The organism is Arthrobacter sp. B0427-1-12 (assembly GCF_059092905.1).
The window spans coordinates 1-17128 of sequence record NZ_JBNHIC010000067.1 but is presented as its reverse complement, the minus strand read 5'-3'; the positions used below and the strand labels follow the sequence as shown (position 1 = coordinate 17128).

Sequence of the window (17128 nt, the reverse complement as noted above, 5' to 3'; positions counted from 1 at the left end):
CCGGCCCCCTGTGCTCAGGGGGCCGGGCAGGCAGCGTGTTTTCCACGGAGGGCGGGTCTGCCGGTCTGTGAGGGCGCCGGCCGGTGGCCGGAGCGCCCGGTTCAGGGCTGGGCGTTTCCGGCGCAGGCAGCGCAGAAACCGGAGAGTTCGACGGCATGGGTAACCGCAGTGAAGCCGTGCTCGCGGCCGGTGCGGGAGGCCCAGCGTTCGACCATGCTCTCGGTGACTTCCACGGTGTGTCCGCAGCTGCGGCACACCAGATGGTGATGGTGCTCGCTGCGCAGGCACCGGCGGTAGCGCACCTCGCTGTCATGGCCGGCGCGCAGTACGTCCACCTCGCCCTCCTCGGCCATCGACTGCAGGGTCCGGTACACCGTGGCCAGGGAGATCGATTCCCCCCGGCCACGCAGTGCCCCGTGCAGCTGCTGGGCGCTGCGGAAGTCCGCCGTCTGCTCCAGCAGCGCATTGATGGCCGCACGCTGGCGGGTCATCCGTAACATCTCAGGCGGCCTCCTCCAGGCGGACATCGTCGCCGGTATCCGGATGCGGATCCCCGGCCGGTTTCGGCCGGGCCAGCAGCGGCCGGACCACCGCGACCACCGCGTAGAGGCCCACGGCGAGCATGACGATGGTCGCGCCGGGGGACAGGGGCTGGAAGTAGGTCACCGACAGGCCCGTCACGCACACCGCCGCTCCGATGACCATCGCCGCGGTCATGGTGGCCCGGAACGAGCGGGCGGCCAGCTGGGCGACGGCGACCGGCACGATCATCAGGGCCGAGACAAGCAAAACGCCGACCACCCGCATGGACACGGACACGGTCAGGGCCGCCAGCACGGCGATGAGGATGTTCAGCGCCCGCACGGGCAGGCCGGTGGCGCGGGCGAACTCCTCATCATGGCACAGGGCAAAAAGGGCCGGCCGCAGTCCGATGCCGATCCCCAGGATCACCGCGGCCAGCCCGGCACTGAGCCACACGTCCAGGACGGTGACGGTGGAGATCGATCCGAAGAGGTAGCCGGTGAGGTTGGCCGAGGTGCCCCCGGCCAGGCCGATGAGCAGCACGCCGCCGGCGATCCCACCATAGAACAGCAGGGCCAGGGCGACGTCCCCGCTGGTTTTGCCTCTTTCGCGGACCACCTCGATGAGCACCGCCCCGACCACCGCGGCAATGACGGCCCCGGGAACGGCCAGCACGTCGTGCGGGCTCAGCCCGGCCGCCGCTCCGGCCAGCCAGCCCATGGCCACTCCCGTCAGGGCGACGTGGCCGATCCCGTCACCGAGCAGGGCCAGGCGCCGCTGGACCAGGTAGGTGCCCATGACGGGGGCGGAAACCCCGACCAGCACCGCGATCATCAGACCGCGCTGCATCAGGGGGCTGGACAGCATCCCGGCCAATGACTCAAAAAAATCCATTACCACTCCGAACGCAGGTCGGGGACGATGTGCTGTGCCGCGGGCCGGTCCCCGTGCGGGTGGAGGTGCTCGTGGGCCGGGTCGTCATGGCCGGGGGCCGGGCGCGGCGGGGGACCGTCATGAAGAATGCGGCCGTGGCGCAGCACCACGGCGCGTTCGATGATCCCGGCCAGTTCGCCCAGTTCATGAAGAACCACCAGCAGGGTGGTTCCGGCCGCACGCAGCCCGGTCAGGGTGGTCGCCAGGGCCTCCTTGGAGGCACGGTCGATGCCGGCCAGCGGCTCGTCCAGAATCAGCAGGTCCGGCCGGCGGACCAGGGCGCGGGCGATCAGTACCCGCTGGGCCTGGCCGCCGGAGAACACCTGCACGCTCTCCTGCGCCCGCTCCAGCAGGCCCACCTGCTCCAGCGCGTCCAGGGCCCGGCGGCGCGCATCCCGGCCCGGGCGCAGCCGCCGGTTGGTCAGCAGGCCGGAGGTAACGACCTCCAGCGCGGTGGCCGGCACCCCGGCACCGGATCCGACCCGCTGGGGCACATACCCCACCCGGGACCAGGGCACCGAATTCCGGGAACCGGTGACATCCCGGCCGAAGATTTCGGCGCTGCCGCCGGCAACCGGCACAATCCCCACCAGGGCCTTGACCAGGGTGGACTTGCCGGAACCGTTGGCCCCCAGCAGCGCGACCGCCTCACCTTCGGACACGGTCAGGTCAATGCCGTGCAGGATGGTTCCGGTGTCCATCTCCACCCGCAGGCCGCGGGTGCCGATGGCAGGCTGCGGCACGGTCATCACTGGCAGCGCAGCGCGCTGCGCAGCGCCTCCAGGTTCTCCCGCATGACCTGCTGGTAGTCCGAATTCTCATCGGCCTGCCCTTCCAGCGGGTCCAGTACGGCGGTGTCAATGTTCAGGTCGGAGGCCAGGGTCTCGGCCACCTTGGGATTGACCAGGGACTCGGTGAACACGGTCGTCACCCCTTCGTCCTGGACGACCTTGCCGATTTCGGCCAGACGGGCCGGGGCAGGTTCGGTATCGGGTTCCAGTCCGGCGATGCCGACCTGTTCCAGCCCGTATTTGTCCGTCAGGTATCCGTAGGCCTCATGGGAGACCACCACGGTGCGGATCTCGCAGTCGGCCAGACCCTGGGTGAATTCATTGTCCAGAGCGGTGAGCTCCTCGGTCAGTGCTGCGGCATTGGCCTCATAGTCGGCCGCATTCTCCGGATCGGCTGCACCCAGTTCCGCCGCGACCGCGCCGGCGGCATGGGCCAGCCGCACCGGGTCAAGCCAGAAATGCAGGTCCCTGCCGGCCTGCCCACCCTCCGCCGCGTGCTCGGCCTCGGTGTGTCCCTCCTCCGCTGCGTGTCCGGTCTCGGTGTGTCCTTCCTCGGCGGCGTGTTCGGCCTTGGAGTGGGAGGCGGCAAGGTCGGCTTCGGCCGAGACATCCACGGCGTGGGCGGGAGAGACCTGGGCCACCGCGTCATCGACGGCCGGCTGGAACCCCGACAGGTACACCACCGCCGCGGCCTTCTCCAGTTCGGCGACAACGGCCGGGGACAGTTCCAGGTCATGCGGTTCGGCACCCGGCGGGGTCAGGGAGGCCACCTCCACATGGTCACCGCCGACCTTCTCGGCAATGTACTGGAGCGGATAAAAGGAGGCCATGACCTGCAGCGGGCCGGATGCCCCGGTCTCTGCCGCCGTGGACGCCGGGGGCTCAGTACTGCCGGCCGCCGCGCAGCCGGTCAGAGCCAGAGCGCCGGCAACGGAAAGAGCGGAAGCATAACGGATGGTCTTTGTCATGACAATGATTCTCAACAAGATGAGAATCATTGTCAATTTCAATAAGAGAAGCAGGGCCGGCATCTGCCCTCGAAGCTGGAGAGGGGGGCCGCTGGAACGGAAGGCGGGCATCAGAGCTGCGGCCCACAGGCCGTGCATCGGCTCCCGCTTCCCCGGTCCGCCCCCCGGTCATCGGCCACTGCGGAGGCGGCCCCGGCAGTCCCGGTGTCTGAAGGCGCAGCGCACGGGGGGTCCCAGGTGGTGGCGGCATCCGCTCTCCGCCCGGGTGCGGCCGGAGAACGAGCTGTCGGTATCCGGGCCGCGGCAGGCGGCGGACCGGTGTCAACACCGGCGCGGAATCCGGACCGCCCTGCGGCAGGGGTCAGACCAGGGTGAACAGTGCCGCCAGGGAGGCGGCGGCGCCGCAGGCGGTCATCACCGTACCGGCGGCCGCCAGCGGCCCCGGACGGTAGGGGCGCTGCAGGAGAATGTCGGCGGGCCTGCCGGGGCGGTAATAGATGGTCAGTTCGGTTCCCGGGGCCGCTGTCGCCGGATGGCTTTCGGGCAGGAGTGTTTCGCAGATTCCGTTCGGTGTGCTGTGCCAGCGCAGCCCGGTCCCGTTCTCTGCTTCATAGATCACGGCCCGGGCCGAAACCCAGAATCCGCTGATGCAGTAGGTAATGCCGGCCGCACAAAGAAAAGCCAGCCCCAGAATCAGAAGCCCGGAGGCGAGCATTTCCACAAAGATGTGTCCTCCGGCCGGAAAGGAGCTCATGGGCCGGAGGGTGAAGGCGGTTGCATGCAGGAAAGATAACCCATCAGTTTCGTTCTCTGAAATGCGCCGACGCCCTGCCCGTCCCCGCAGCCGCACCGCGGACGGCGCCGGCTTGCCCGGTCCGGCTGTTCTCCTGCCTCCGGATTGCCGGGCCCCCAGGAGAATCGGCAGGCGGGCGGTGAAGGAGCCGGACTCCCCGGATGTTTCCGCGCCGGGTCGCAGGCGCACCGGGTGCAGGTGGGGGCGTTGAGATTCACCCCCCAAGCATGTCAATATCTGCGTATGAATGAAGATAAGAAGTCTTGCAGTCTGGATGTGGACAGTCAGTATGTCGAGCTGGCCGTTGAGGTGTTTTCCATGCTGGCCGATGCCACGCGGGTGCGGATCATCCTGGCCCTGCGGGACAGGGAACTTCCGGTGAATGAGCTGGCCGAGACGGTCGGCAAATCCCCCGCGGCGGTATCGCAGCACCTGGCCAAGCTGCGGCTGGGACGGTTCGTGGCGACCCGGCAGGAGGGCACGAAGGTGTTTTACCGGCTGGAGAATGAACATGCCCGCCAGCTGGTGGCGGATGCGGTTTTCCAGGCCGAGCATTCACTCGGCGGGGTGCCGGCGCACCACCGGATCCGGCAGGTGCAGGCCTCATGAAAGCCCATCAGCACGGCGACACCCCGGCCGTGACAGCTGCCGGGGAGACGGCCGGCACCGGTCACGGGCACGTTCACGGCCCTGAGGGCCACACCCATGATGAGTCCGGCCACTCCCATGATCACGCTCAGGGGCACGGTCACGCTCACGGGCATGATCATGAGCATCCGTCGGGGCTGCGGGGCTTCTTCCACGATCTGTTCGTTCCGCACAGCCATGACGCAGCCGATTCGATTGACGACGCCCTCGAATCCAGCGCCCGGGGGATCCGGGCGGTCAAGATCAGCCTGATCGTCCTGGGTGTGACGGCGCTGCTGCAGGCCGGGGTGGTGGTCATCAGCGGTTCGGTGGCGCTGCTGGCCGATACCATCCATAACTTCTCGGACGCGCTGACCGCGATCCCGCTGTGGATCGCGTTCATGCTCGGGCGCCGGAAGGCGACGCGCCGCTACACCTTCGGCTACGGCCGGGCCGAGGACCTGGCCGGCCTGTTCATCGTGGCCATGATCGCCCTGTCCGCCCTCGGGGCCGGCTGGCAGTCCGTGGACCGGCTGCTGAACCCGCAGCCGCTGCAGAACCTGGGCTGGGTCTTCGCGGCCGGGCTGATCGGCTTTGCTGGCAATGAACTGGTGGCCATGTACCGGATCAAGGTCGGGCGCAGCATCGGTTCGGCCGCCCTGGTCGCCGACGGTATCCACGCGCGGACGGACGGCTTCACCTCGCTGGCCGTGGTCCTGGGCGTGATCGGGGTGTGGCTCGGCTTCCCGTTGGCCGATCCGATCGTCGGGCTGATCATCACTGCCGCAATCGTGGTCCTGCTCTGGGGCACGGCGCGGGACATCGGCCGCAGGCTGCTGGACGGCGTGGATCCGGACCTCGTGGACCGCGCCGAAGCGATCCTGCTGGCCGACGGCGCCGTGCAGGAACTGCCGGATGTGCGCCTGCGCTGGAACGGTCACCGGCTGAACGTTGCCGCGACCCTGGTGCTGGAGCCGGCGATGACCATCGACGGATACCACCGCCTTCAGCGCCGGCTGGAGGCCGGACTGCACGAGGGGCTGCCGGGCGTTGACTATATTTCCCTCACACCCGCCCCGGGCGGACGGCGCGCCGGGTAAGGCCAGACGTGGACGGACGGGCCGGCCCCACGCACCGCGGGGGCGAGGATGCCGTCAGCGGTGCGTGCGGACTTATGGTTAGGCGCGCAGTCCGGCCAGGGTGACCGTGACCAGCCTGCGCACTGCGGCCTCGGAGGGCATGCTGCCGGCTGCGGCCAGGGCATGGAGGCAGTAGTTTGCAAGCTCCTCGGCCGGCACATCTGCGCGCAGTTCGCCCGTTTCTGCCCCCTCGGCGATGAGGGTGCGGAGGAAGTCGAGCAGGTGCTGCTGTGCGTAGCCGACATGCGCCCCCTGGTGCAGCATTGCGGCAGGTCCGCCGCCGTGCTCCTGACGGGAGAGCAGGGCGTAGGCCTCCAGGATGGCCCGAAGCCGGTTGCCGGGGCTGCCGGGCCGGTCCCGGATTTCGGCGAGGTGCTGCAGATGCGCGGCGATCTGGCGTTCGTGCCAGGCCAGGAGGATGGCCTGGGAGTCGGAGAAGTACTTGTACAGCGTGGCCCGTCCGATGCCGGTCCGCTCGGCGATCCGCGTCATGGTCACCGCTGCCGGGCCGGACTCGGCCACCACTGCCGCTGCGGCGTCCAAGGCTGCCTGGCGCACCGCATGCCGGTGCTCCTCGATCGTCTCGTTCCACAGTTTCGGCACCGCCCCAGTATACGCAGTGACCGGTATCAAGACGCTATGATGCTGTCGATACAATGTGTATTGAAAAACCCGTGCCGGCCCGGAAAGTGCCGGCACCGAACCACCAGGAGAAGCGCGTGGCCACCCCATCCACCGGACCGGACCACGACGACAGGGACACGGCGCCGGCAGGCGGGCCTGCCGCCGGCACGCCGCGCTGGGTGAAGGTCTGCGCCCTGATCGCCGCGGTTGCCGCCGTGCTGTTCGTTGTTCTGATGCTCACCGGCGGCCCCGGGGCCCACGGACCGGGCCGGCATGCCCCGCCTGCCGGCTCGGCCGCCGCGGTCCTGCCTTCCGGCGGCCCGGCCTTTGGCAGCCTGCGGTGACCATGTCCCCGCGTCTGCGCCGGTTCGCCCTGACGGTGCATGTGGCCGCCTCGGTCGGCTGGATCGGCGCGGTGCTGGTCTTTCTGGCCCTGGCCGTGGTGGCCCTGGCCAGCCCGGATGCGGCGACAGTGCGCGGAGTTTATCTGGTCATGGAGCCGGCCGCCCGTCTGGTGCTGGTGCCGCTGGCCGTCGCGTCGCTGCTGACCGGAATCGTGCAGTCGCTGGGCACCGGGTGGGGGCTGGTGCGGCACTACTGGGTGCTGTTCAAACTGCTGATCACCGCAGCCGCCACCGCCGTGCTGCTGCTTTACCTGGAAACGTTCGCCGCGATGGCCGAAGCCGCGGCCGCACCGGGCACCGGCCTGGCTGTGGTACGCAACCCTTCTCCGGTGATCCATGCCGTTGCGGCCCTGCTGGTGCTGCTGGCGGCCCTGGTCCTGGCCGTATACAAGCCGCGCGGCGTCACCGGCTACGGGCTGCGTCGGCAGCGCCGCCGGCGTCAGTTGCACGGGGCAGGGAACCGCATTTGACATATACCCCCCGGGGGTATAGTTTCGGTGTTACCGGAACACAGCGTCACGAGCCCCGGCAGGGGCTTCCAACGCAGTGAAGGTCCTCACCCGCTGCGGCAGCGGAGCGCCATCCCGGATGGCCTGACGCTCCCGGTCCCCGCGGCCCACGATCATCGTGTGTGAGGAGAACACCATGTGCGGAACCACCCGCCGCGAACTGCCCCTGACCGCCAGGAATTCTTCCGGCTGCGCCTGCTGCGCTCCGCCGGATTCCCGACCGGTCCGCAGTGAAGGGCTGCAGCTCCAGGCACCCGCCGCGGACCGCAGCCACCGCCGAATACCGGGTGGCCGGCATGACCTGCGGATATTGCGCCGCCAGCGTCACCGAGGGGCTGCACCGTCTTGAGGGCGTGACCGACGTGCAGGTCGCCCTCGTTCCCGGCGGCATCTCCGCCGTCACCAGCACCGCCAACCGGCCGGTGCCCGAGGCGGCCGTGGAGGCCGCCGTCGCCGAGGCCGGCTACCGGCTCGCCGGCTCCTGAAGCCACAGCCTCAATATCCCGACTCCCTGCGAAGGACCGCCTGCCCTGCGGCAGAGGACCAACAGAGCGAAAGAAGAGTCATGAACACCCACGACCCGCACCACGGCCACCACGGAGTTCAGCAGGTGGCCGAAACCGAACCCAACGACCAGGCCCACAATCAGCACGCCGACCACAGCACGCACGGGCAGGCCATGCCCGCCAGACAGGAACACGCAGGCCACGCCCATTCGGCGGTGGATGAGGAGCACGCCGTCCACACGCACGGACAGCACGCCGGCCACAGCACGGCGATGTTCAAGAACAGGTTCTGGCTGTCCCTGGTGCTGTCCGTGCCGGTGGTTTTCTTCAGCCCGATGTTCGCCATGCTGCTCGGCTATGAGATCCCGGACTTCCCCGGGGCCTCCTGGATCCCGCCGGTGCTGGGCACCGTCATTTTCTTTTACGGCGGCACCCCGTTCCTGAAGGGCGGGGTCACGGAGCTGAAGTCCCGGCAGCCGGGCATGATGCTGCTGATCGCCATGGCCATCACGGTGGCCTTCGCCGCCTCCTGGATCACCACGCTGGGCATCGGCGGGTTCGACCTGGACTTCTGGTGGGAACTGGCACTGCTGATCGTGATCATGCTGCTGGGCCACTGGATGGAGATGCGCGCCCTTGGCTCAGCGCGGGGGGCGCTGGATGCGCTGGCGGCGCTGCTGCCCGATGTTGCGGCCCGGGTGGACGACGACGGCGGCATTACCACGGTGCCGATCGCCGCCCTGGCGACGGACGACGTCGTCCTGGTGCGCTCCGGCGCCCGGGTTCCCGCGGACGGGCAGATCATCGACGGAGCGGCCGAGTTCGATGAGTCCATGATCACCGGCGAATCCAGGGCCGTCGGCCGGACCATCGGCGATACCGTGGTGGCCGGAACCGTCGCCACGGACAGTGCGGTGCGGGTGCGGATTACCGCCGTCGGCAATGACACCGCCCTGGCCGGGATCCAGCGGCTGGTGGCCGAGGCGCAGGCTTCCTCCTCCAGGGCGCAGGCGCTGGCGGACCGGGCCGCGGCGCTGCTGTTCTACTTCGCCCTGGCCGCCGGCATCATCACCTTCATTGCGTGGCTGGCCCTGGGCAGCCCGGACGAGGCCGTGATCCGCACGGTCACCGTGCTGGTCATCGCCTGCCCGCACGCCCTGGGCTTGGCGATCCCGCTGGTGATCGCGATCTCCACCGAACGCGCCGCCCGCTCCGGCGTGCTGATCAAGAACCGGATCGCCCTGGAACGGATGCGCACGGTCGATGTGGTCCTGTTCGACAAGACCGGCACCCTCACCGAAGGTGAGCACGCCGTCACCGGTGTTGCCGCCGTCGACGGCGTTCCGGAGGCCGAACTGCTGGCGCTGGCCGCCGCCGTCGAATCCGACAGCGAACACCCGGTGGCCCGGGCGATCGTGCGCGCCGCTGCCGGCAACCCGGACGCCGTCCGCCTGGGCCTGTCCGGCACCGGCTTCAGCTCCATGACCGGCCGCGGCGTGCGCGCCAGGGTGGACGGCTCCGAGGTCGCCGTGGGCGGACCGAACATGCTGCGCGAACTCGGCCTGGAGGAACCCCGCGCCATCACCGCGGACACCTCCGCCTGGATGGACCGCGGCGCCGGTGTGCTGCACGTGGTCCGCGACGGACACATCATCGGCGCACTGGCGCTGGAGGACAAGGTCCGCGACGAATCCCGCGCCGCCGTGGCCGCGCTGCAGGACCGCGGGGTGAAGGTCGCCATGATCACCGGCGACGCCCGCCAGGTAGCCGAGGCCGTCGGGGCGGACCTGGGCATCGACGAGGTCTTCGCCGAAGTGCTGCCGCAGGATAAGGACAAGAAGGTCACCGAACTGCAGGGCCGCGGCCTGAAGGTCGCGATGGTCGGCGACGGCGTCAACGATTCCCCGGCCCTGGCCCGGGCCGAGGTGGGCATCGCCATCGGCGCCGGCACGGACGTGGCGATGGAATCGGCCGGCGTCGTGCTGGCCGGCAATGACCCGCGTGCGGTGCTGTCCATGATCGACCTGTCCCGGGCCAGCTACCGCAAGATGATCCAGAACCTGCTCTGGGCCACCGGCTACAACATCGCCGCCGTGCCGCTGGCCGCCGGCGTGCTGGCCTTCGCCGGCGTCGCCATCTCCCCGGCCGTCGCGGCGGTGCTGATGTCCATCTCCACCATCGTGGTCGCGCTGAACGCCCAGCTGCTGCGCCGGATCGACCTGGACCCGGAACGGATCCGCTGACCCGGTGCCCGATCTAACATGCCGGAGCTCAACATACCGGGTCCAGCCGTGGGCCAGGAGCGGATTCGGCCGGACCGGGAAGCTCTCGGTACGCTGGATGGCAATGATTGGCACGGACACGGTCTCAGGGACGGTGACCGGGAACAGCATCCCGGCCACCGTCTCCGCCCGTGCCCGCACGGCCGCGCTGCTGCTCGGGCTGACCGCGGTCATCGTCGGCATCCTGGGCATGCACATCTGGATTGGCGCCCACAACCCGGCCGGACACGGCTCCCATGCGGCCGTGACCGCCGAGGCACCCGCAGCCGCAGCGCCGGCCGGGCACCAGGAGCCCGCCCCCGGCCTGCAGGCCCTGGTCGCGGCGGGGACAGATACCGGACCGGCCGCCGCGCACTGCGCCGGCCCCTGCGGGGCCAGCGAGATGGCGGCGGGCATGTGCGTGCTGGCGCTGATGGTGGTCAGCATCGCCGGCCTCCTCGGCCTCAAACCCGGGCTGCTGGTATCGGCGGCCGGGCTGCGCGGCCCGCCCCGGCTCCTTCCGGCCACAGCCGCACCCGCACTGCCTCCTTCACTGGTTCAGCTCTCCATCAGCCGCACCTAAACCGGCCGGACCGCCGCACGCACGGCACCTCCGGTCCGTTCGCCCTGCCCGCACAGCTCCGTTTGCCGCTGCGGCGCAGGAGCGATGGACAGCACCCCCACAGAACCACTTCGAAGGACCAAACCATGAAGCGTCACCTCACCCTGTCCACTGCGGCGTTGGCCGCCGTTCTCGCCCTGGCCGGCTGCGGAACCGCCGACACCGGCAGCGAAACCGCCGCCCCGGAACAGACCGCCACCCAGACCAGCACCGCCACAGAGTCGGAAACCGCTCAGGTCAGTGCCGAGCACAATGAGGCGGACACGATGTTCGCGCAGATGATGATCCCGCACCATGAGCAGGCCGTGCAGATGAGCGAGATCATGCTCGCCAAGGACAACCTGGACCCGCAGATCACCGACCTGGCCACCCAGATCAAGGACGCCCAGGGACCGGAAATCGAGAAGATGACCGGCTTCCTGGAAGCCTGGGGCGAACCGGTCATGATGCCCACCGAGTCCAGCACGACGGCCGGCGGCATGGAGGGCCACGACATGGGCGGCATGGAATCCGGCGGTGCAGAAACCACCACGGAAGGCCATGACATGGGCTCCATGGAGGGCATGATGAGCGAAGAGGACCTGGCCCGGCTCGAATCCGCCCAGGGAACCGAGGCGGCTCAGCTGTTCCTGACCCAGATGATCGCCCACCACGAAGGCGCCGTGAAGATGGCCGAAGAGGAAGCCGCCAACGGCTCCAACCCCGAAGCCGTGGCACTGGCGAACACCATCATCGAGGACCAGGAAGCGGAAATCCAGGAAATGCAGGACCTGCTCGCAGGCCTGTAAAACCTGCCCCGCATTTCCCCTGCCGGCAGCGGCGGGCACCGTCACGCGACGGACCCGCCGCTGCCGGCCCCACGGCTTCCCGCCCCTGACCTACCGGAGCTAGACCACCATGCCCACCACATCCTCCACCCGCGCCCGCACCACCCGCACCCGCGCCCGCGCCCGCACCACCCGCACCCGCGCCCGTGCAGCCCGGGCCCTGGCCGCCGCTGCCGCCGTCGCCCTGCTCGCCACCGCCTGCACACCCGCCGGAGCATCCGATCCGGCCGCCGGGACCGCTGCCGCCCCCGCCGGTACCGACCCGTTCGGCCACATCCACGGCATGACTGTGGACCCGGACACCGGCCGCATCCTGCTGGCCACCCACAACGGACTGTTCGACGTCAGCGCCGACCCGGCGGAAAAACTCAGTCCCACCATCGACCTGATGGGCTTCGCCGCCGCCGACCCCGGCCACTACTACGCCTCCGGCCACCCCGGGGAAGGCTCCGACCTGCCCAACCCGGTCGGACTCATCCATTCCGATGACGGCGGAAAAACCTGGGAGCCCCTGTCCCGCCAGGGCGAATCCGACTTCCACGCCCTGACCGTGACCGGCGACGGCATCATCGGCTACGACGGCCAGCTGAGGATCACCGCCGACGGCCAGGACTGGACCACCGTGCAGACCCCGATCCGGCCGGTGTCACTGGCCGGAACAGCCACCAGCCCGGTGGTGCTGGCCACCACCGAACAGGGCGTCCAGCGCTCCGTCGACGGCGGAACAACCTGGGCACTGCCTGCGAACGCACCCCTGCTGCTCTTCACCGCCTTCGCCGACCCAACGACCGCCGTCGGTGTGGCCCCGAACAACACCGTCCACGTCAGCCGTGACGCCGGACTGACCTGGGCCCAGGCCGGGGAAGTCTCCGCCCCGGCATGGGCCGTCACCGCCGCCACGGACGAGAACGGGGGCCTGCGGATCTGGGTTGCCACCGACAACGGCATTGAACACTCCGCTGACGCCGGCGCCACCTTCAGCACCCACATCTCCGCGGACGGGGACGGGAACCGGTGACCATCGGCGGTTTCTTCGCGGACACGGTCCAGTCAGGGGCGCTGCTGATCGCGGTGCCCCTGGCCGCGATCGCCGGGATCGTCTCGTTTCTCTCCCCGTGCATCCTGCCCCTGGTCCCCGGCTACCTGGGTTACGTCTCCGGACTGTCCGACCCGACCCGGGCCGATAACCGGCGCCGGGTCGTGGCCGGGGTGGGACTGTTTATCCTCGGCTTCGCCGCCGTCTTCACCCTCTACGGGGCGGCGTTCGGCACCATGGGCGGCTGGCTGCTGCGCTGGCAGGACCCGCTGATCCGCCTCCTGGGCATTTTCGTGATCGCCATGGGCCTGGTGCTGGTCGGCAAACTCTCCTTCCTGCAGCAGACCAAAATGCTCTCCTTCAAACCGAAGGCCGGCGTGGCCGGCGCACCGATGCTGGGGGTGGTGTTCGGGCTGGGCTGGACCCCCTGCATGGGACCGACGCTCAGTGCGGTGCTGGCCCTGAGCACCACCACCGGCACCGCCTGGCGCGGGGCGCTGCTCGGCTTTGTCTACTGCCTGGGCCTGGGCATCCCGTTCGTGCTGGTCGCCATGGGGGTGAACTGGGTCTCCGGGGCGGTCTCGTTCGTGAAGGCCCACATGCGCCTTTAACCTGGCCGGCGGTTCGATGCTCATCCTGGTCGGGGTGCTGATGGTCTCGGGCATCTGGATGCAGTGGATCTACCAGCTGCAGAACCTCTCGGGCACCTTCATCACCCCGGTGGACGCCCTGCGCCCGCGTCCGCCACCTGCCGGCCCACAGGCCGGGCGGATACATTCCCGGCCTCGGCCTTTCACGGGAAGTCCTGCTGCCGGTGACGCCGCCGGTGCAGGAGCCGGCACCATGCGCTGTCATCGGCCCCGGAAGGTGCGGACGGTTCGCCGGCCGACAGGAGCAGCAGCCCTTCGGGCCGTCCCCGTCCATTGAACGCAATGAACCTTATGAAGAACGCACGGTAAGGAGTCTGACGGTTTGGACCAAGTAGAGGCGTATATGAACCAGTGGAAGCGTGAGCGGCCGGACCTGGACGATGAAGCCATGGAGGTTACCGCCCGGCTTGACCGAACCGGAGGGTTCCTGGCCACCAGCATTCGTAACAACCTGCGCGGCGCCGGCGTCGAGCCGTGGGAATTCGATGTGCTGGCCACCCTCCGCAGAATAGGCCCGCCGCACACTCTGAGCCCGAAGGAGCTGACAGCGACCACGATGGTGGGCAACGCCGCGATGACCCACCGTGTGGACAAACTGGTCGAACGCGGCCTCGTGACCCGGAAGGTTGACCCGGAGAACCGGCGGCGCCTGCAGATTACCCTGACACCGGCCGGGATCGACCTGATCGACGGGGTTATTGAGGATCACATCAACAACGCCGACCGCTTCCTTGACGCGCTGTCAGCATCCGAACGACAGACCTTGTCCGGCCTGCTCCGGAAGGTTCTGCTGTCGCACGGCGATGCCCGCCCGTAAAGCGGAATCTGTCTGGGCGCGGATTACCGCTGCCGGGTGTCAAGGGGGCGGTTCCGCGTCTCCTTCGCCGGTCATTTTTTACGGATCTGTGAAGATCCAGAGGCCGCTGTCACGGTCGCTGCCGAGGATGTAGGTTCTGCCGTCCTCACCGATGAAGGTTTCCACTCCCCAGAAGTCGTTGCCGGCCGGGTCGAGGTAGCTGCCGACTTCCACGAGCCCGCACGTGTCGGTGTCCGCGGGGGCAGTGGCCGGGCCGTACGGTGCGCCGGCGCACCATATCTGCACTGCCCGCAAGCCTCCTGAGTAGTACGAGAGGTAGGCGAGGGAAGGATCCAGAGGATCTACCGCCGCTTCGTGGACGCTGAGGGCCCCGAAGCCGAATGCGTATTCCGGGTTATGCGCTTCCGGGATGGCGTAGGTGTCCAGCTCTGCCAGGGTCTGGGCGTCGAAGAGATGCACGTAGCCCCAGCCGTCGAAGAGTGAACCGACCTCGATCCTTTCTCCCACAGTGCCGATCGCGATGTCTTCCGGGTACGGCCATGGAGGAATCAACGGTTCGAGGTTAAACAGTGCGTGGAAGGCTGAGTGGCTGGTACAGACGGCCACGATCTCGTCGATAAAGGCACCGGAGCCGCAGGATAGCTCTTCGCCGCTGGCTTCACCGGGGTGATGGTTGACGAAGAGCACCGTGTCCCAGCCCGCATGGGCTGCTTCATGAGCCTTTTCGCCCGGCAAACACGTCTCTTCCGGTGCGCCGGGATCCCCGAAGGGCCCACGCTGCAGAACCAGGACGGTTTCATCGCCGGCTTGCAGGGAATCCAGATAGCCCGGGATGTTTTCAGGGCCGGGCACGGGAGCTGAGTCGGGGCAGCCGTAGCCACCGTAGACAACGGGGCCGCTGAGAGTCAGGTCAGGCAGGACCGCCGGGGTCTGACCGCCGGAGACGATCCCCGACGGGTAGACGCCCTGGTTGGGTCCGCTGGTGATCGTGAAGTCATCCGTCCGGTAGGGACCGAAGTCTTCGTCGGCGCCAATGAAGAACCGGTTGTCGATGGTGAACTCCGCCTGGTGGGCGTTTCCTTCCGGCGTCAGTGCTGCGCCCAGGGACTCAAGCAGTTCAGGGTCGACCGGCGCGAATTCAGTGTCGCCAAGGACTACTGCGCTGGCCGGATGCGTCACGTTCAGGAGGACATAACCGCCGTCCCAGTAGGAGAGCAGCATGATAAACCGCCCGTTGACCTCCTTGACGACCATGTCATGGAGGAAGGAATCCGTCAGGCCAAGGCCGGGCTGGTTGACGTCGAAGTTGTTGAGGTCATATTCAGCCACGAGGCGGGGCCGGTGCGGGCTGGTGATCTCGAAGATGTCCACGTCCTCGGCTTCCTCATTGTCGGGTGCCACGACGTAGGCGGTCTCCCCGGCGTCCCAGGCGAAGGCGCTGTGGGTCTCGTGCGCGTCCCCGCCGCCGGGCTCACGGTCCCCGAAATTCTCCGACAGCCTTTCCGGATCGGCAGGATCGGTGACGTCCCACAGCGAGAAGCCGCCCTTACCGTTCCTGCCGCACTCCTCGTTGTTCATCACCAGGACGTCTCCGCTGAACTGTGCGGTCGTGATCTCCACGACCTGCATGCCTTCACCCGGCCGGGTGTCCCGGCGCGAGGGGATGAACCCGATCAGTTCGGCCGACTGCGGGTCGGTTTCGATGGTGGAAATGTCGATGATGTAGGCCCCGGCCTCGGCACTGGCGTGACCGCCGGTTTCGGGTTCGGCGCAGTCACCCCCGCTGGCCAGAAACGCGGTGTTGCCGTCGGGCGAGACGGCGACGTCTGCGATCAGATCAGGGGTGTCGGTGACGTCCACGACGTCCAGAAGGCTGAGCCTGCCCGTCGCGCCGGCGCCCAGCAGGTGTCCCTCGTCTATACCATGCTGGCGGTCCGGGTCTGCTGCGGCACCGGTCAACCCGAATGCTGACAGTGCCAGGGTGCTCAGTGCTGCAAGAGACACCAATCTACTGCGGTGGAGCATGTCCTGCCTCCGGCCGGGAATCCAGCTGGTCTCTTATGGGAACGTGCCCGGGCATGAAAGGGTTCAGCGGTCTGCGGTGGGCGGGCGCCTGCCCGCCGGACACGGGCCGATCCCCCACGGACCGGAGGGGTCCGGCTATGATGCGTGTCGTTCAGCCTCGCGGAACTGCCTGTGCAGCGGTGACATATGCGCTGTTATCGGCGCTAAAGCCAATCGCCGTTGTGTAACGACAGGGTGCTCCGGACCGGGTCCCCGATGGTTTGCGGCATCACGCAGCGTCTGCACGCGGGGATGGTTCTGCGGCTTTCCGGCAGGCCTTCCAAAGATCTGCCGGCACTTCTTAAACGGCCAGGCCGCCGGATCCACTGCTTGATCCCGGCGGCCTGCATGCTACGGCTGATCCTGGCCGGCAGTGCGTGCGGATTCATGGTGATTACCGGGACGTGCATTGGACGGCGGCGGCTTCCCGTTTTTCAGGTATGCCGCCGCCGTCCGTCGTGATCCTCCGCCCGTCCTCGGGACCGGCCGGTCAGGAACGGGCCCGGATGCCGTGGTTAGGTGTCGGACTCGTGCCGGCTGCCGGATTTGGCCAGGCCGCGGGCGATCATGTAGCCGATGGTCAGCCAGGTGATGTACTGCATCGCCTGGTTGGCGTCGAACGGATCGCCGGCATTCTCGTCGCCGTTCTCGCCCACCACTATCGCGGTGATGATCGTGCCCAGGACCGCGGCGAGGTAAACGATGAGTTCGGTGGTCTTCAGTGCGGCCTTGGTCTCGGCCAGGCGGTGGTGTGGGGTGTGCTCGTTGCGGGGTGTTGTCATGATGACTCCTGTAAGGTCGGGGCGAGCGTATCGGTCATGCATCGGGGATGGTGCTGCGGTTTGGCTTTCCCTGGCGGTTTTGCCGTGGGAGCTGACCTCGATCCGCAGAGCGAGGTGCTGCAGTGGTGCTTCCAGGGTGGTGGTGAGGTCCCGGATGGTTGAGTTTTGGATGCGGTCGATGATGTCCTGGATGTCGGCGCGGTTGTTGACGGTGACCCTGGCGGTGAGTTCGGGCCGGTTCGCGGTTCCGCGC

General features: G+C 68.4%; 18 protein-coding genes and 1 pseudogene. 11 read left to right on the top strand and 8 right to left on the bottom strand.

Annotated elements, in window-relative coordinates:
* Nucleotides 1-101 precede the first annotated feature (101 nt).
* From AC5RWU_RS21650 to AC5RWU_RS21630, 5 genes are all read right to left on the bottom strand, one after another.
* Nucleotides 102-491: a Fur family transcriptional regulator gene (locus AC5RWU_RS21650; RefSeq protein WP_494032495.1), complete on the bottom strand. Its 390-nt coding sequence runs from the start codon at nt 489-491 to the stop codon at nt 102-104.
* A 10-nt stretch (nt 492-501) separates the two neighbouring features.
* Complete coding sequence (locus AC5RWU_RS21645; RefSeq protein ID WP_494032496.1) at nt 502-1416, bottom strand: metal ABC transporter permease; 915 nt, start codon at nt 1414-1416, stop codon at nt 502-504.
* Entirely contained in the window at nt 1416-2204 is a 789-nt protein-coding gene (locus AC5RWU_RS21640) for a metal ABC transporter ATP-binding protein (RefSeq protein ID WP_494032497.1), read from the bottom strand. The genes AC5RWU_RS21645 and AC5RWU_RS21640 overlap by 1 nt, the downstream gene beginning before the upstream one ends.
* Complete coding sequence (locus AC5RWU_RS21635; RefSeq protein ID WP_494032498.1) at nt 2204-3214, bottom strand: metal ABC transporter substrate-binding protein; 1011 nt, start codon at nt 3212-3214, stop codon at nt 2204-2206. Before AC5RWU_RS21635 ends, AC5RWU_RS21640 begins: the two co-directional genes overlap by 1 nt.
* A 361-nt stretch (nt 3215-3575) precedes the next feature.
* Nucleotides 3576-3935, bottom strand: a complete 360-nt coding sequence (locus AC5RWU_RS21630) for a hypothetical protein (protein WP_494037251.1) — start codon at nt 3933-3935, stop codon at nt 3576-3578.
* 315 nt (nt 3936-4250) lie between these two features.
* Between AC5RWU_RS21630 and AC5RWU_RS21625 the strand changes: the two genes are divergently transcribed.
* Together AC5RWU_RS21625 and AC5RWU_RS21620 are read left to right on the top strand one after the other, a co-directional pair.
* Nucleotides 4251-4616: an ArsR/SmtB family transcription factor gene (locus AC5RWU_RS21625; protein WP_494032500.1), complete on the top strand. Its 366-nt coding sequence runs from the start codon at nt 4251-4253 to the stop codon at nt 4614-4616.
* Complete coding sequence (locus tag AC5RWU_RS21620) at nt 4613-5734, top strand: cation diffusion facilitator family transporter (protein WP_494032501.1); 1122 nt, start codon at nt 4613-4615, stop codon at nt 5732-5734. The genes AC5RWU_RS21625 and AC5RWU_RS21620 overlap by 4 nt, the downstream gene beginning before the upstream one ends.
* 78 nt (nt 5735-5812) lie before the next feature.
* Here the strand turns inward: AC5RWU_RS21620 and AC5RWU_RS21615 are convergent, their stop codons facing one another.
* Nucleotides 5813-6376: a TetR/AcrR family transcriptional regulator gene (locus AC5RWU_RS21615; RefSeq protein ID WP_494032502.1), complete on the bottom strand. Its 564-nt coding sequence runs from the start codon at nt 6374-6376 to the stop codon at nt 5813-5815.
* 116 nt (nt 6377-6492) lie between these two features.
* On the opposite strand from AC5RWU_RS21615, the gene AC5RWU_RS21610 reads away from it, so the two are divergent.
* From AC5RWU_RS21610 to AC5RWU_RS21570, 9 genes and pseudogenes are all read left to right on the top strand, one after another.
* A complete protein-coding gene (locus tag AC5RWU_RS21610) occupies nt 6493-6741 on the top strand; it encodes a hypothetical protein (protein WP_494032503.1) in 249 nt (82 codons plus the stop codon).
* A gap of 2 nt (nt 6742-6743) precedes the next feature.
* On the top strand, nt 6744-7271 hold the full coding sequence (locus AC5RWU_RS21605; RefSeq protein WP_494032504.1) for a DUF2269 domain-containing protein: 528 nt from the start codon (nt 6744-6746) through the stop codon (nt 7269-7271).
* Nucleotides 7272-7606: 335 nt separating this feature from the next.
* Nucleotides 7607-7795 carry a heavy-metal-associated domain-containing protein gene (locus AC5RWU_RS21600; protein ID WP_494037250.1) on the top strand — a complete coding sequence of 63 codons (189 nt, stop codon included), beginning with the start codon at nt 7607-7609 and terminating at the stop codon, nt 7793-7795.
* 80 nt (nt 7796-7875) lie between these two features.
* Nucleotides 7876-10059 (top strand): heavy metal translocating P-type ATPase, encoded by a 2184-nt coding sequence (locus tag AC5RWU_RS21595; RefSeq protein ID WP_494032506.1) that lies wholly within the window; start codon nt 7876-7878, stop codon nt 10057-10059.
* A gap of 97 nt (nt 10060-10156) precedes the next feature.
* On the top strand, nt 10157-10660 hold the full coding sequence (locus tag AC5RWU_RS21590) for a DUF6153 family protein (RefSeq protein ID WP_494037249.1): 504 nt from the start codon (nt 10157-10159) through the stop codon (nt 10658-10660).
* Between the two features lie 125 nt (nt 10661-10785).
* Nucleotides 10786-11487 (top strand): DUF305 domain-containing protein, encoded by a 702-nt coding sequence (locus AC5RWU_RS21585; protein ID WP_494032508.1) that lies wholly within the window; start codon nt 10786-10788, stop codon nt 11485-11487.
* A 109-nt stretch (nt 11488-11596) separates the two neighbouring features.
* On the top strand, nt 11597-12544 hold the full coding sequence (locus AC5RWU_RS21580; protein ID WP_494032509.1) for a F510_1955 family glycosylhydrolase: 948 nt from the start codon (nt 11597-11599) through the stop codon (nt 12542-12544).
* Nucleotides 12541-13285 (top strand): annotated as a pseudogene (locus AC5RWU_RS21575) (cytochrome c biogenesis CcdA family protein); the annotation flags it as partial. The gene AC5RWU_RS21580 and the pseudogene AC5RWU_RS21575, both read left to right, overlap by 4 nt.
* A 270-nt stretch (nt 13286-13555) precedes the next feature.
* Nucleotides 13556-14029, top strand: coding sequence for a MarR family winged helix-turn-helix transcriptional regulator (locus AC5RWU_RS21570; RefSeq protein WP_494032510.1), 474 nt, complete (start codon nt 13556-13558; stop codon nt 14027-14029).
* Nucleotides 14030-14107: 78 nt separating this feature from the next.
* Here AC5RWU_RS21570 and AC5RWU_RS21565 read toward each other — a convergent pair whose 3' ends face one another.
* Entirely contained in the window at nt 14108-16033 is a 1926-nt protein-coding gene (locus tag AC5RWU_RS21565) for an LVIVD repeat-containing protein (protein WP_494032511.1), read from the bottom strand.
* Nucleotides 16034-16608: 575 nt separating this feature from the next.
* A partial coding sequence (locus AC5RWU_RS21560) for a hypothetical protein (RefSeq protein WP_494037248.1) occupies nt 16609-17128 on the bottom strand: 520 nt, incomplete at its 5' end.